The 14,763-nt window shown below is 38.7% G+C and carries 15 protein-coding genes; 8 read left to right on the forward strand and 7 right to left on the reverse strand.

Features of this window, described 5'->3' with window-relative positions:
- Nucleotides 1-3: 3 nt before the first annotated feature.
- From LC419_RS20370 to LC419_RS20395, 6 genes are all read left to right on the forward strand, one after another.
- Entirely contained in the window at nucleotides 4-204 is a 201-nt protein-coding gene (locus LC419_RS20370) for a cbb3-type cytochrome c oxidase subunit 3 (RefSeq protein ID WP_034726931.1), read from the forward strand.
- A 10-nt stretch (nucleotides 205-214) separates the two neighbouring features.
- Nucleotides 215-1,096, forward strand: a complete 882-nt coding sequence (locus tag LC419_RS20375) for a cbb3-type cytochrome c oxidase N-terminal domain-containing protein (RefSeq protein WP_223609067.1) — start codon at nucleotides 215-217, stop codon at nucleotides 1,094-1,096.
- A gap of 94 nt (nucleotides 1,097-1,190) precedes the next feature.
- A complete protein-coding gene (gene ccoG, locus LC419_RS20380; RefSeq protein ID WP_223609068.1) occupies nucleotides 1,191-2,645 on the forward strand; it encodes a cytochrome c oxidase accessory protein CcoG in 1,455 nt (484 codons plus the stop codon).
- A 74-nt stretch (nucleotides 2,646-2,719) separates the two neighbouring features.
- A complete protein-coding gene (locus LC419_RS20385; RefSeq protein WP_223609069.1) occupies nucleotides 2,720-3,172 on the forward strand; it encodes a FixH family protein in 453 nt (150 codons plus the stop codon).
- Nucleotides 3,163-3,921 carry a sulfite exporter TauE/SafE family protein gene (locus tag LC419_RS20390; RefSeq protein WP_223609070.1) on the forward strand — a complete coding sequence of 253 codons (759 nt, stop codon included), beginning with the start codon at nucleotides 3,163-3,165 and terminating at the stop codon, nucleotides 3,919-3,921. Before LC419_RS20385 ends, LC419_RS20390 begins: the two co-directional genes overlap by 10 nt.
- A gap of 17 nt (nucleotides 3,922-3,938) precedes the next feature.
- The gene (locus LC419_RS20395; RefSeq protein ID WP_223609071.1) at nucleotides 3,939-4,679 is read left to right on the forward strand and encodes a hypothetical protein; all 741 of its coding nucleotides are present in this window, start codon (nucleotides 3,939-3,941) and stop codon (nucleotides 4,677-4,679) included.
- A gap of 76 nt (nucleotides 4,680-4,755) precedes the next feature.
- Here LC419_RS20395 and serS read toward each other — a convergent pair whose 3' ends face one another.
- Together serS and LC419_RS20405 are read right to left on the reverse strand one after the other, a co-directional pair.
- Nucleotides 4,756-6,024, reverse strand: coding sequence for a serine--tRNA ligase (gene serS, locus LC419_RS20400; protein WP_034726923.1), 1,269 nt, complete (start codon nucleotides 6,022-6,024; stop codon nucleotides 4,756-4,758).
- Nucleotides 6,025-6,090: 66 nt separating this feature from the next.
- Nucleotides 6,091-6,615, reverse strand: a complete 525-nt coding sequence (locus tag LC419_RS20405) for a hypothetical protein (protein ID WP_223609072.1) — start codon at nucleotides 6,613-6,615, stop codon at nucleotides 6,091-6,093.
- A 71-nt stretch (nucleotides 6,616-6,686) separates the two neighbouring features.
- Between LC419_RS20405 and LC419_RS20410 the strand changes: the two genes are divergently transcribed.
- Nucleotides 6,687-7,919 (forward strand): oligosaccharide flippase family protein, encoded by a 1,233-nt coding sequence (locus LC419_RS20410; protein ID WP_223609073.1) that lies wholly within the window; start codon nucleotides 6,687-6,689, stop codon nucleotides 7,917-7,919.
- Nucleotides 7,906-8,514, forward strand: a complete 609-nt coding sequence (locus tag LC419_RS20415) for a DapH/DapD/GlmU-related protein (protein WP_223609074.1) — start codon at nucleotides 7,906-7,908, stop codon at nucleotides 8,512-8,514. The genes LC419_RS20410 and LC419_RS20415 overlap by 14 nt, the downstream gene beginning before the upstream one ends.
- A gap of 21 nt (nucleotides 8,515-8,535) precedes the next feature.
- Here LC419_RS20415 and LC419_RS20420 read toward each other — a convergent pair whose 3' ends face one another.
- The 5 genes from LC419_RS20420 to LC419_RS20440 form a co-directional block, all read right to left on the reverse strand.
- Nucleotides 8,536-9,024 (reverse strand): hypothetical protein, encoded by a 489-nt coding sequence (locus LC419_RS20420; RefSeq protein ID WP_223609075.1) that lies wholly within the window; start codon nucleotides 9,022-9,024, stop codon nucleotides 8,536-8,538.
- Nucleotides 9,025-9,127: 103 nt separating this feature from the next.
- Nucleotides 9,128-9,913 carry a (Fe-S)-binding protein gene (locus tag LC419_RS20425; RefSeq protein ID WP_223609076.1) on the reverse strand — a complete coding sequence of 262 codons (786 nt, stop codon included), beginning with the start codon at nucleotides 9,911-9,913 and terminating at the stop codon, nucleotides 9,128-9,130.
- A gap of 82 nt (nucleotides 9,914-9,995) precedes the next feature.
- Nucleotides 9,996-11,330 carry a (Fe-S)-binding protein gene (locus LC419_RS20430; RefSeq protein WP_223609077.1) on the reverse strand — a complete coding sequence of 445 codons (1,335 nt, stop codon included), beginning with the start codon at nucleotides 11,328-11,330 and terminating at the stop codon, nucleotides 9,996-9,998.
- Between the two features lie 7 nt (nucleotides 11,331-11,337).
- On the reverse strand, nucleotides 11,338-12,288 hold the full coding sequence (locus LC419_RS20435) for an MlaD family protein (protein ID WP_223609078.1): 951 nt from the start codon (nucleotides 12,286-12,288) through the stop codon (nucleotides 11,338-11,340).
- Between the two features lie 126 nt (nucleotides 12,289-12,414).
- A complete protein-coding gene (locus LC419_RS20440; RefSeq protein WP_223609079.1) occupies nucleotides 12,415-14,568 on the reverse strand; it encodes a SurA N-terminal domain-containing protein in 2,154 nt (717 codons plus the stop codon).
- Between the last annotated feature and the right edge of the window lie 195 nt (nucleotides 14,569-14,763).

Genomic DNA, 14,763 nt, shown 5'->3' on the forward strand with positions numbered 1-14,763 from the left:
CACATGATTCCTCAGAACTTTAAAGATATATTATCCAATACAGAAAACGCTGGTCTATACCAGACGCTGGCTCTGATTTTCTTTATGCTATTCTTCGTAGCTCTGGTAATCTATGTTTTTAGCAGGCCTAAAAAATATTACAGAGAAGAAGAACAAGCACCGCTTGGGGATGATGAGGATGACGATTTTAATTTAAAAAATTAAACTATTTATTATGAAACAAAGAACACCTGTTGTTGTAAACATCTTAATAATAACCGGACTTCTAATAGTTTTTTATTATTTGTTTGTACAGAGCTACTCGTTCCTAGCTTCACCTTATTTCTGGGGAACTGTGGTGATTAGTGCTATTTTGGCATACATCCACAGCTCTATCGGAGATTTGATTGAAAACAATAAATTCAAAAAATTATCTCCGGAAGAAAAGGCAGCTTATTTAGCAGAAAAGAAAGTGCCTTTCCTGAGAAGAATGTATGATGCTGCATTCAAGAAACAATCTGATACGGAAGAAAAGGATATCCTTATTGACCACGGTTTCGACGGAATTATGGAATTGGATAATCAGCTTCCGAAATGGTGGGTAGGATTATTCTATTTTGGGACTGCTTTTTGTATTGTATATATCGCAGCTTATTCTTTCACAGATTTCGCACACCCATTGAGCGAATATGAGCAAGAATATAAAGAGCAGATGGCCAGTATTGCAGAATACGAAAAGTCTCAGCCTCCTGTAACGATAGAAACGGCAAAATATTCTGCTGATAATATTGCAGACGGAAAAGAACTCTTCAAAACCAACTGTGCATCTTGTCACAAAGAAGACGGTAGTGGAGGTATCGGTCCAAACCTTACGGATAACTATTGGATCAACCAGCCTGAGAAGACTTTATTTAAAACGGTTTTCCACATGGACTGGAATGGTTCGCCTACTAACCCTGCGATGAGAGCCTTCGGTAAAAACGGAGAGGTTTCCGGAGCAGAGATTGAGAAGATTGCAGCCTATGTATATCACATCAATCAGGAACAACCACCAGTGACGCAGGCTCAGGGAGGAGCAGCTCCTCAGGGAACTGAAGCGCATTGGGAAAAAGAATAATTTAAAAAATTAGAAAACATATGAAAAAAACATAATTTGTTATTAATAAAAATAGTAACGAATTATGTTTTTTCTTTTTTAAACCTATTACGAAATGTCAGATATAGAAGAAATAGAAGTACGCGGCGGACAGGGACAGGTTCTGGACCCTGAGACTTACAGAGATTCTATCGGGACAATGGAGCAATCCGGTAAGAGAAGATGGGTATTCCCCCGAAAACCAAAAGGGAAATACACCAACTACAGAAACCTTGTAAGCTATGCTTTATTAATCATTTATTTTACGGTGCCATTCCTTAAGATCAATGGCAACCCTTTCTTTTTATTCAACGTTATAGACAGAGAGTTTTTCATTCTTGGACAACCTTTCTATCCACAGGACTTTTTTATCCTGACTTTAGGTGCTATCGCGTCTTTAATTTTTATTATCATTTTTACGATTGCGTTCGGAAGAATTTTCTGCGGGTGGATATGCCCTCAGACAATTTTTATGGAATCTATCTTCCGTAAAATTGAATATCTTATTGAAGGTGACCGAAACAGGCAAATGAAGCTGGACAGACAGGAGTGGAACACTGAAAAGATCTGGAAAAGAAGTTTGAAATGGACGGTTTATGTCATTATTTCACTGATCATCACCCACTTTATGCTGATGTATATTGTAGGCTATGAGGAAATTTTAAGAATCATCTCAGAAGGACCTTTTGCCCATCCTACCAATTTTATCGTTATGGTCCTGTTCACCTCTGCATTCTACTTTGTATTTGCATGGTTCAGAGAGCAGGTTTGTACATTGGTTTGTCCATACGGAAGATTACAGGGTGTTTTGATCGATAAAGATACCATCAACGTTTTCTACGATTTTAAAAGAGGGGAAAACAGATCAAAATGGAGAAAAGGAGAAGACCGTAAGGCCGCAGGAAAAGGAGACTGTATCGACTGCCACCAGTGTGTGGTGGTTTGTCCTACAGGAATTGACATCAGAGACGGACAGCAGCTGGAATGCGTGAACTGTACGGCATGTATTGATGCCTGCGACGAGGTCATGGAAAAAGTAGGCCTTCCGAAAGGTCTGGTAAGATATGCTTCTGAGAACGAAATTGAGAATCAGACTCAGTTTAAGTTTACAGGAAGAATGAAAGGTTTTGCGGTGGTTCTTGTGCTGTTGGTAGGATTCTTAGGATTCCTTCTTTACAGCAGAGGTGAGATGGAGGCTAAATTCATTAAACCGGCAGGAAGTACCTTCTTTGTAAGAGACGGTAAAATCACCAACACGTATAACTATACTTTCCTGAACAAGACCAACGACAAGAAAATCGTTACAATAAAAGTTCTGGAACCGGCTCACGGCGAGATCACGTATAGTGCATCCAGCAAGATCCAGGTAGAAAGAGACAAAATATCGAAAGGAACCATTAATATCAGCTTCCCTGAAGATGATATGAAACTTTCAAAACAAAATATAACCATCGGAGTATATGATATGAAAGGCAAGCTTGTCGATTCTTATCAGACCTACTTCGAGGGACCATTCAAACTGCAATTCTAATGTAGGACGCCTTCATGATCTAAAAAGATTGTGAAGGATTCTTACAATCATTATCAATAAAAAATCCGGAAGAAATGAAAAACTTTAGTTGGGGACATGGTGTTGTAATCGCATTATTTGCATTCATTGTTTTTATATTGTCCATGATGTTTCTTTTCCCGAACGGGCAGAAGAATTCTGAAATGGTAACCGATAATTATTACGAAGAGGAGCTTAAGTATCAGGATGTCATTGATGCTAAAAAAAGAGCTGATGATTTACAGGAAAAACCTGTCTATAGTCAGGAAAAAAACGGAATCAAAATTGTTTTTCCAAAAGACTATAACAATAGCAATACTACGGTTAAATTTGTTTTAAACAGAACCGACGACCAGAATTTAGATATCAAAAAACCTGTTCAGCTTGATGCCGCACAGTCTTTCATGATCCCTGCACAGGTACTGAAAGTAGGAAACTACACGCTCAGACTCATGTGGACGAAAGACAAAACAGACTACAGAATGGATTATGATGTGATATGGAAATAGGACTTATTTTATCGGCAATCGCATTAGGCTTTGCTTCCGGTTTTCACTGTATCGGAATGTGCGGACCTATTGCCTTATCGATGGGATTGACAAAAAAACAGGCCACCAATTTCTATCTTCAGAACCTAACCTATCAGTTCGGAAGAATCTTCACCTATTCATTATTGGGAGCGATTCTCGGAATAATAGGCGAAGGTTTTGAAATGGCAGGATTTCAGCAGTATCTTACGATCGTAGCAGGAATTCTTCTGATCATCATGGCTTTGTTTTCGTTTGGCGGAAAAGATTTTGCCTCTAAAATTCCTTTTCTTTCTAAATTTCTGTATTCCGTCAAACTGAATTTAGGAAAATTACTACAGAAAGCAGATTACCGCTCAAGATTCACCACAGGCGTTCTGAATGGCTTCTTGCCGTGCGGAATGGTTTACATGGCTCTTACTGCCAGTCTTGCAAGCGGAGGAATATGGCAGGGAGCCTCATATATGGCTTTATTCGGGCTGGGAACACTTCCGTTCATGTTTGCAGTAGTTTTGGCCGGAAACCTCATGAATCAAGCTTTCAGAGTAAAAGTTTTAAAAGCGGTTCCGGTAATTATGATCATTTTAGGGGGATTATTTATCCTCAGAGGTCTGGAACTGGGAATTCCTTACATTTCTCCAAGAGCTGAAGCGATGACGATTTCCAAAGATCATAATGGTGCCAACTGTCATATTGAAGGACATGACCACAGTTCGACGAACTGTCATTAATACAACTAACTAATTCCATGAAAAAAATACTATTTTTATTCACGGCGGCCCTTTTTGTGTTGCAGTCGTGTATCATCAATTCTGAAATCGTATACCACAAAGATGCTGCATCCACTTCGGTTACAGATATCGACATGAAGCAGTTTATCTCCGAAATGAAAGCTATGACTCCTGATTCTCTAAAACAGCAGACTGAATTCGGAGATATGGATAAGCTGCCTACCGTATGGACCAGTTTTCTGGATATTCAGAAAAAGGATGGAAAAAAGCAGACTTCGGATCCGGACTCTATCAGGATCATGAAAAAGATCTTTATGAAAATGAATAAAGAAAACAATGAACCGGCCGGTATGTCTCTAAAAATGGATCACTTCACACAAACTGATTATCAGTTTTTAAGCAGTTATAACAAAAAGGAAAAGCTTCCGCTGGATCAGAATATTTTCAATAACTGGGACGGAAAAACGCTGACCATCAATACAGAAAATTTCAATCTTAAAAATATCGAGCAGACCCTCAGAAGCAAAACCTCAAAAGAGGAAGCCGAAAAAGTAGAAGGAATGATCTCTATGTTCTTCAAAAGCATCGGAACCACCCTGAAATTTGAAAACAAAATAAAATCCATCACCGGAAAACATGACTGGGTAAAGCAGATCGATCATTATACCGTAAAAATAGACTATGATCTCAAGGCGATGTATGATAAGGAAGCAAAACTTAAAAATGCTGATAAGACTATTGTGATTGTGACAGAATAGAAACCGAACTTTAAACAGTATATAAAAATCCCCTCTCAGTTTTGAAAGGGGATTATTTATGATATAGAAATATATTCTAGTTGATCAGATCGAATCTCGCATATTCTGCGATTTTCTTAGGAATTCTGATTCCTTCTTCGGTCTGATTGTTTTCAAGCAACGCCGCCATAATTCTTGGAAGAGCCATAGCAGAACCATTTAAGGTGTGTACCAACTGAGATTTTCCATCTGTTTTGAAACGGCATTTCAGACGATTAGACTGGAAGGTTTCAAAATTGGATACAGAGCTTACTTCCAGCCACATTTCCTGAGCCGCACTCCATACTTCAAAGTCATAAGTCATGGCAGCTGCAAAACCAGTATCACCACCGCAAAGTCTCAGTACTCTGAACGGAAGTTCAAGGTCTGTAAGGATTTCTTTGATATGCTCTACCATTTCTTCCAAAGCGGCATAAGAGTTTTCAGGCTTTTCAAGTCTTACAATCTCCACTTTTTCAAACTGATGAAGACGGTTCAGTCCTCTTACGTGCGCCCCGTAACTTCCTGCTTCTCTTCTGTAGCACTGAGAGAACGCTGTATTTTTGATCGGAAGTTCTTTTTCTTCCAACAATACATCGCGGTACAAATTGGTTACCGGAACTTCTGCCGTAGGAATCAGATAAAGATCATCAAGACCAATATGATACATTTGCCCTTCTTTGTCAGGAAGCTGTCCTGTTCCGTATCCTGAAGCTTCATTCACAACGTGAGGAGGATTCACCTCCATGTATCCTTTGTCAATGTTTTTATCCAGGAAATACTGAACCAAAGCTCTCTGAAGTCTTGCTCCTTTACCCAAATAAACAGGGAAACCGGCACCGGCAATTTTCACGCCCAGTTCAAAATCAATCAGGTTATATTTTTTCGCAAGTTCCCAGTGAGGAATAGCACCTTCTCCAAGACCTTCCACATCGTGAGACTGGTAAATATTCTCGTTGTCTTCCGCAGAAACTCCGCTTTTTACCAGTTGGTAAGGAACATTTGGAATCTGATATAAAATATCCAGTAATTTTTTTTCCGTTACATCTAATTGGGACTGCAGTTCTTTACTCGATTCTTTATACTGAAGTGTTTTAGATTTTGCAGATTCCGCTTCTTCTTTTTTACCTTCTTTCATCAAAAGCCCGATCTCTTTCGAGATTTTGTTCATTTCGGAAAGTTGGGAATCTAATTCAAACTGAATTCTTTTTCTTTCGTCGTCGGCAGCAACAGCGTCGTCTACCAACCCAAGATTCTTGAATTGTCTTTTCTTAAGACCTTCTAAAACGCGTTCTTTATCGTCGCGTAAAAAATTGACTTGTAACATTTTATTTAGATGTTAAATATTAGATGGTTAACTTACATATTAAGCTAACCGTTTTACAAATTTAAATTATTTTCTGATAGTAAAGGTATTTATCGCATTGGGAGCGTCTGCAGCTTTTGAAAATACCACCTCCCCATTGTACAGCACCTCTGAAATCTGAAATACGGATGGCGTCCACCGGTAACGGATTTCCATAGCATCCGTGACACTCACCGTCTGATTATTTACAATTTTACTCAGTGTAAAAGTCAGATTCGATTTATAGGTTCTGTTATCAGGGCTGACAGAATCCTTTATAATCCTTTTCGCTCCTTTAATGTATTCAAAATAATATAGGGAATCCGTTGTCATTCTAAGCGGAACAGCCACGGCTGCCACAGCGGTAGCTCCGTTATCGTCATTCACAGAATAACTGGTATAGGAACCTGCCTTTTTAGGGTTCATCAGATCCTGCCCTGCCGCATTTTTTATGGAGAAATTCATAATCTGATCGATTCTCTGTAAAGAATCATCATCATTTCCGCATGAAACCATTAAAAAAAGGACAGCTATAAGTTTAAGTATGAAAATATGATTTAGCTTAGATTTCATCTTCCGTTAATTTTCAATAATTTTTTTTATGCAAATGTATAATTATATATTTGTTCTCGTAATATTTTACCATGTTTTTAAACAAACTCAAAAGATTAAACGGCAGCCACATCACCACCATCTTTAAGGGGAACTTTATTTCCAAGTTTGTTTTAGTGATCGGCGGGCTTTTGCTGGCCAAATATTACGGCTCATCTGAATATGGTATTTTCAGTATCTACCTCAGTATCATGAGTATATTTACGGTAGTACTCAGCCTTGCTCAGGAACATCTGATTATGCTTGAAGGAGATGATGGGGAAGTGAATAATAATTTCAGTACGGCGGGAATTATTTCAGCAGCAGTAATGATTCTGGCTTTTTTGCTGATCATTATTCCCTTTGACATTCCTAAAAACATCGTATTTCTTGGGATCTTTTCCGGTTTTCTGTATTTATTCACCAATAATGCCAAGTTTCTGCTGGCCAAAAAAAAACTGTTTAAACTGGTTTCAGTACTTACCATCGTAGATTCCGTGGTGAGCTTTTTGTTTCAGGTGGTATTTGTCTTTATCAAGATAGAAAATGGTCTTGTAATCGGGAGCCTGATCGGGTATATTGCTGCTTTTCTTGCCGCTCTTTATTGCTGCAGAAAATATTTTGTAAAACCGGATCTGAAAAAATATATAGACAATGCGAAAAAAAGGCCGGAACTTTTTAAATACGCCTATCCTTCCACACTGATCAATGCTTTGGGTAATAATATTATGCCCATCCTGATTTCGCTTTATTTTGCGGATTCGCTGCTGGGAGAATATTCTTTAGCGGTGAAAATCATGTCTGTCCCGCTTCTTCTGATCTCGTCTTCCATCGCAACGGTGTATTATCCCAGGGCTGCTGAACTTAACAACAGAGGCCGAAGCAGAAGTGAACTGTTTGCGTATACCAAAAAGATGAGCTTAATGAATTTTTACATTATTTTCGGGTTATACATCTTAGTCAACGTAGCCGGAATTCCTGTATTGGAACTATTTTTTAATAAAAACTGGGAGCATCTCGGACTGTTTATCTTCCTGATGTCATTCGGATACCTTACCCGAAGCCTTATCAATCCTATTGCTGATATTCTTACTATCTTAAAGAGAAATAATGTAGCGCTGATCTTTAATATTTATTTATTCCTCGCCAATATGGCAGCAATCTTCATTGGAAAAGAAAAAGGAATCTCTTATCTGGTGGGTATTTTTTCCCTGTTTTTATTTATAGGCTATGGATTTTTGTATTTTTACATCATGTTTATCCTGAAGAAAAATGAATCCGTTTAAAAAATTTATTGAATACCAGATTTTCCATAGAATTAATAATTTTTTCTATCCGGAATACTACCGTCAAAAATATGAGTACATGCTCCCTCATGTTCTTTTTTTCCATTATCTGGTTCCTCAAAAAATCCTGAGAATAAACGGAAACGTTCCTTGGCCGGTACATTTTACTTCAGAAGTAAGGAATCATACGAAGATTAAAAAGGGAATAATGTGTGACCCGGGTGATAACCCCAATATTTATATTCAGGCAAACAACGGCATCATTATCGGGCACAATGTAGGTTTCGGAGCGGGAACGTCTTTAATTTCTGCGAACCATAACCATAATGACCACAGCATCCATGATGAATGCGGGCCAATTGTTATCGGAAATAATGTTTTTGTGGGAACCAATTCTGTAATCCTTCCCGGGGTACAAATCGGGGACAATGTAGTCATCGGGGCGGGTTCCATCGTTGCGAAAGATATTCCGTCCAACTCCATCGCGGTGGGAAATCCATGTAAGGTGATCAAACAAAAAGAACCTTATATTGAAGACTTCACAAAGACTGTTTTTAACAGAAAACTTCCTGAAGGCGTCAATCTAAAGTTCTAGTAGATTGTATTTTATATAGGTTTAAGCGATCCCGGCTGCCCAGCTTTTCTCGAATGGCAGAAGAAAGTGACTTAGAAAATCCAGATAGGTATTTTTAGAAAAATCAAATACCTGAATATCTTTTGGCAATTCGCCGCTTCTCAGCTGAGATTTAAAGTCCTGAAGTTTCAGGGTCTTTATTTCATTATTCTGTACAAAGCTCGCTTTCATTCTATCGAAAAGGCCTAGCTGATACTGTTCATCGATCTCACGCATGATCTTCCCTAAGGCGTCAATGCTGCATCCTGAAGCCATTTCTTTCTCCTCGTCTACACATACCACGATAAACTGATTTTTTTCGATTTTAAAGGATGAATCAAGCGGTTTTCCGTGTGCTGCCCAAGTCGCAAGGAAATCGAACAGTTTTTCGGTGATGGCTTTTGCTTCCTTTGTTTCAAAAGGTCTTGATGCGGGGTATATAATGACTCTGTAGTCGCTGGTTTCTACTATACTGGATTCTTCAATTTTCATATCCTGTCAATTTTAAAGTATAAAATTAAGAAATATTCCTGAGTTTATAATCAACAAAAACCCAAGCTTATGCTTGAGTTTTTATATATCTTTAGTACTGTTATTATAAATCTTCTGCCTCAGCAAGAAGTTCTACAATATCTTTTACAGCTACTTCTTCGTTTTTATTAAAGTGCTTTACACCGTCTGTCATCATTGTGTTACAGAACGGACATCCTGTAGCTATTACTTTAGGCTGAAAAGATAAAGCTTCTTCCGTTCTTTCAATATTGATGTCTTTGTTTCCTTTTTCAGGTTCTTTAAACATCTGTGCACCTCCTGCTCCACAACATAAACCGTTAGTTTTGCAACGTTTCATTTCTACAAGCTCAGCGTCCAGTTTTTCAAGAAGAATTCTTGGAGCTTCATACTCATTATTGGCTCTTCCGAGGTAGCATGGATCGTGGAAAGTGATCTTTTTTCCTTTAAAAGCTCCTCCTTCGATCTTCAGTCTTCCTTCTTCCATTAAGGTTTTCAGAAACTGAGTATGGTGCACCACTTCATAATGTCCTCCCAGGCTTGGGTATTCATTTTTAAGGGTGTTGAAACAGTGAGGACATGCCGTAACGATCTTTTTCACTTCGTAAGCATTCAGGACCTCGATATTGGTAAGGGCCATCATCTGGAAAACGAATTCGTTTCCTGCTCTTTTTGCAGGATCTCCGGTACAGCTTTCTTCCTGTCCCAGAACAGCAAATTCAACGTCTATTTTGTTTAATATCTTGCAAAATGCTTTCGTTATCTTTTTGGCACGGTCGTCAAAACTTCCTGCACATCCCACCCAAAATAAAACTTCCGGGGATTTTCCTTCGGCAGCATATTCTGCCATTGTTTTTATATTGAAATCCATTTTTTCAAATTTACCAATATGTCAATGTACCAGTTTACCAATGATTGCTACATTGCTACATTATTTTACATTGTTACATTAATTAATCATTTGCCCAGTTCAAACGGTCTGCCTGGTTATACTGCCAAGGAGCAGCATTGTTTTCTACGTTCGTCATCATCAGATTCAGTTCCTGAGGTGCAGCAGACTGCTCCATCACAAGGAATCTTCTCATTTCGAAAATTATAGAAAGCGGATCCAGCAACACCGGACATGCTTCCGTACATGCATTACACGTGGTACACGCCCAAAGTTCTTCTTTGGTAATATAATCATTCAGAAGCTTCTTACCGTCGTCTTCGAATTTTCCGTTTTTGTCAATGTTTCTGCCTACTTCTTCCAGCCTGTCTCTTGTTTTCATCAGGATCAGTCTCGGAGAAAGTTTTTTCCCGGTGATATTGGCAGGACATACCGAAGTACATCTCCCACATTCCGTACAGGAATAGGCATTAAGCAACTGTACCTGATTAAGGTCAAATACATCTTCTGCTCCAAATTTAGACGGAACTTCTGCAGCATCTCCCTCAGCCGGTGCGGCGTAAGGATCAGCGTTAGGATCCATCATTAATTTAATTTCCTTGGTTACAGAATCAAGATTATTGAATTTTCCTTTTTTATCAAGATTCGCAAACCAAGTACTTGGAAACGCCAAAATGATATGAAGGTGTTTTGAGTAATAAAGATAATTCATGAAGAAAAGAATCCCCACAAAGTGGAACCACCAAGCTCCTTTTTCAACAAACATCAGAAACCCGTTATCAAAACTGAAAATCTCTAAAAACGGAACTAATGTCATTTCGCTGATCGGAAAGCTGCCATGCTCCGCAAGAACACCTCTCATCTGCAGAACATAATCTGCAGAATTCATACTAAAGAACGCCATCATAAGGGCAAATTCAATGATAAGGATCCAGTTGGCATCATTTTTCGGCCATCCGAAAAGTTCTTTCATGGTGAGTCTTTTAACGCCATAAAAATTTCTTCTGATGAAAAACACAACTACTCCGATTACTACAAGCAACGCCAGAATTTCTAAAGTCGCTGTAAAAAAGTTGTAGAAACCATGTCCGAAAATGGAAGCTAAAAATCTGTGGGTTCCAAAGATTCCGTCAACGATAATTTCGATCAATTCAATATTGATAATCACAAAACCTACGTAAACAAAAAGGTGAAGAATACCGGCTACAGGACGTTTTACCATTTTGCTCTGGCCCATCGCGACTCTGGCCATGGTTTCCCAGCGCTCAGATTTCCTGTCGCTTCTGTTGATTTCTCTTCCCAGCTTAATATTTCTGTAAATCTTTTGCAGGCTTTTTGCAAACAGCCCAAATCCAGCAATTAATAAGATCAGAAAAATAATGTTATCGATGTACTGCATAAGGTGATTAGTCTTTATTATTCTTACCGAAAACTGAGAAATTAATATATCTCTTAGGATTGGCTTTCATGTCTTCAATTAATGAATTCAGGTTGGTAGAAGCAGAATTAAGATTATTGTAAAGCTGCTCATCCTTCATGAGTTTACCTAAGCTTCCCTGTCCATTATCAACTCCTGAAATTACCTGATTAAGTTTTCCAACGGTTGCGTCTAAATTCGCTATTGTTGAATTCAACTTTTTGGTATCAATGCTTTCTGCAAGATTCCCGTATTTATCCAATGTTACTTTACCACTTTGCATGGTAATCGCTGCATCATCAAGGACTTTCTGAAGTTTAGGATCATTATGTCCTACAAGGGTATTTACACTTCCTGCGGTAGCTTGTAAAGCACCTACCGTCTTATTAAGGTTGGAAAGTAACGCTTTGATCTCTGCTCTGTTCTGTGCATCTACCAATAGGTTGGCATTAGCCATTAGAGAGTCTACACGATGTAAAACAGTCTGCAGCTGATCTTTCACCGGACCAACCTGAGAAGAAAGACTTCCCAGCGTTCCCAGTTTGAAAGCTCCCTGAAGTGTATCTCCGTCTTTGGCCGTCTGACCGCCGTACATAAGATTTACTCTCATCTCTTTTCCGGACATAAGACCCGGTTCAAAGATTTCAAGGGTTGAATTTTTCGAAAACTCGAACTTGTCATCTACCGTAATTTTTACGATAAAACTGATTTTTCCGTCTTTTGCTGTCCTCGGGATAATCTTATCGACTTGCCCTACTTTCAGACCATTGATGGAAACCGCAGACGACTGTGCCAGTCCTTCTACGTTATCGTATTTTGCGTAAAATATATTATCGGTGGTAAAAAGGCTTCTGCCTTTCATGAATTGAAACAACACTACAAAACCTACAATAGCCAAAAGTGCGATCACACCAGCTTTTATTTCTTTACTGAACTTCACTTGCTAATTTTTTTCTAATGAGCAAATATAACACATTTTAAATTAATCTTTTTCTTTATTATTCTGCGTTAAATACAAAAAAGCGACAGAAAATTCTGCCGCTTTATATCTGTAAAAATAAATTTCTTACTGTTGTTGGTTTCCGATCTTATTCCAGATCTCGATTCTGTAATCTTCGATATCTGCATTATCCTGAAGACTCTTCATCCAAGCCTGTCCGAACATACCAGCATTTCTCTGGGTAATAGATTCTGTAAACTGCTTAAGGTCACCCGGCTGCTTGTTTATAGTTTCAGATTTTTTGATCAGAACATAAACTCCTGTTCCACCTTCGATAGGGTTAGAAAGTTTTCCTTTCGCCACACCGAAAGCTGCACCGGTAACTTTAGGCTCCATAGAACCTGCTACTGAAGGGTTAAGCATATTAACCTGAGCAGCCTGTTTTGTAGAAGCAAATAATTTAGCGATCTGATCAAGGTTGGAAGCTTTAGCTGCTGCAATTTTATCAGAGATCTGTTTTGCTGCTAATTTATTTTTAACAATCACTTCGATCTGATCTCTTACTGATTCAGGATCTGCAAGACCTGCCTCCTGTTTTCCGTTAAGATATACTACAATCTTATCTCCCGTACCTTCTACAGTAAATAATTCCGAATCTCCTTTGGATCTTTTCTTATCAAAAGCCCAGGCTAAGATCTCTCCGTCTTTATCGGTACCAAGACCCTGAAGCTGTCCGTCAAATCTTTTGGCTGCTTTAGGATTGGAGAACTGATAGTTTCCTTTTTTAGCAATATTCACGAAATCGTTGAAAGATTTCCCCTGAACCTGCTGAATGAATCTTCTTGCTTTTTTATCAGACTCTGCTTCTGTAGCGTCTGATGGCTTCACTTCTTTCACAAGGTTAGCCACTTTATAGCTCATAGACCCTGGTTTTTTATCTTCAATATTGATGATATGGTATCCGAACTGTGTTTCTACAACACCTGTAGCACCTTTAGGGTTATTCGCTAAGTAAGTAAGGAATTCCGGTACGAAAGGCGTTTCCGGAGTCGTCCATCCTAAGCTACCTGCCTGAGCTGCTGAACTTGGGTCGTTAGAAAGTTTTAAAAACTCTGTAAATTTAGCTGGAGTAGCTTTAACGATAGCTCCGATAGAGTCTGCCAATTTCTTAGCCTGCTCTTTGGATCTCGTTACCCCTTCTCCTGCAGGGCTTCCTTTGAAAGCGATCAGGATATGTCTTGACAATGTAGAATCAGAAGTCTTTTTATCCAAAAGTTTTGAAACTACATAGAAGTTCTGCTCCTTGTATGGTCCGAACGTCTGTCCGATAGCAGCCGTTGCAATCTGTCCCTGAATGTTCTGAGGCAATTGGTTAGGTTTTGCATACTGGTTGTTGAAAGGCATATCAGAATTAGCCATTACAAACATAGAGTCATTCTTCGTGTTCTGGAAGTTTTCTGCTCCACCGCTTGCGTCTGTACCGCCTGAGAATAGTTTATTGATTTCCTTCTGAGCTGCTGCATCATCTGCAGGGCTAGGTGTAGAAGGAAAATATACGATTCCAACATTTCTGCTAGGTTCTGCTTTAAACATTACAGGGTGTTGCTTGATGTAGTTTTCAAGGTCTGCCGTAGTAACGTTGATCTTCGTTTTCTGAAGATATGCTGCATAGTCGATCTTTACAAAATCGATGTCAGCTAACTGGTCTCTCTGCTTCATCAGCTCTTCAGCTTCTTTCTTGCCAGTAGTGATACCTGCTGAAATATTAGTAAACACCTGTCTTGCCATCAGTCTGTATTCAACTGTTTTTCTGGTTTTCAACCATTGGTTGTAGCCTTCCGGATTGGTGCCTTTTAATGTTTCAATTTCTTTTTTAAGCTCTTGAGTTTTAAAATTACCTTTCTCATCAAAGAACTGCTGTTGCTGGGCAAACATCTGATCATACTGGATCTGATTCCAGAAATAGTCGTCAGTCATCTCAAAGCCCAATTTCTCAAACTGCTGCTTGATAAGTTTAGATTGTACAAGTAACTGCCAAGCCTGCTCTTCCAGTCCCGTTTTTGGACGACCCTGTTGTTCAGCCTGCTGCTGCAGTACGAAAAGCTGATCATTGAACTCTTCGCGGGTGACTTTCTCACCGTTTACTTTTCCTAAAACATCAGGATTTTTTCCAAAAACCTTGTCGATACTGTCTGGGTTTACGAGAAACGCTAAAAGCGCCAATGCGATCACTCCCATCAAAAGCCAAGGCTTACTCCTAATCTGTCCTAAAATTGCCATTTTATATATTATAGTTTTTTATCAGTTTGCGAAAATACACATTTTTAAGAAATTAGAGAAGCAGAAGTCCTTTATTTTAATTTTTAAAATGAAAGATTATTGAAAAAAGGAAATTTTGACCATATTTTTTAGCAAAAAACAAATGGCATAGGTATTGTGCAATTTAGAGAACCATAATACGCTGCACGTTTTCAG

The organism is Chryseobacterium sp. OSA05B, assembly GCF_019970065.1.
Taxonomy (GTDB): Bacteria; Bacteroidota; Bacteroidia; order Flavobacteriales; family Weeksellaceae; genus Chryseobacterium.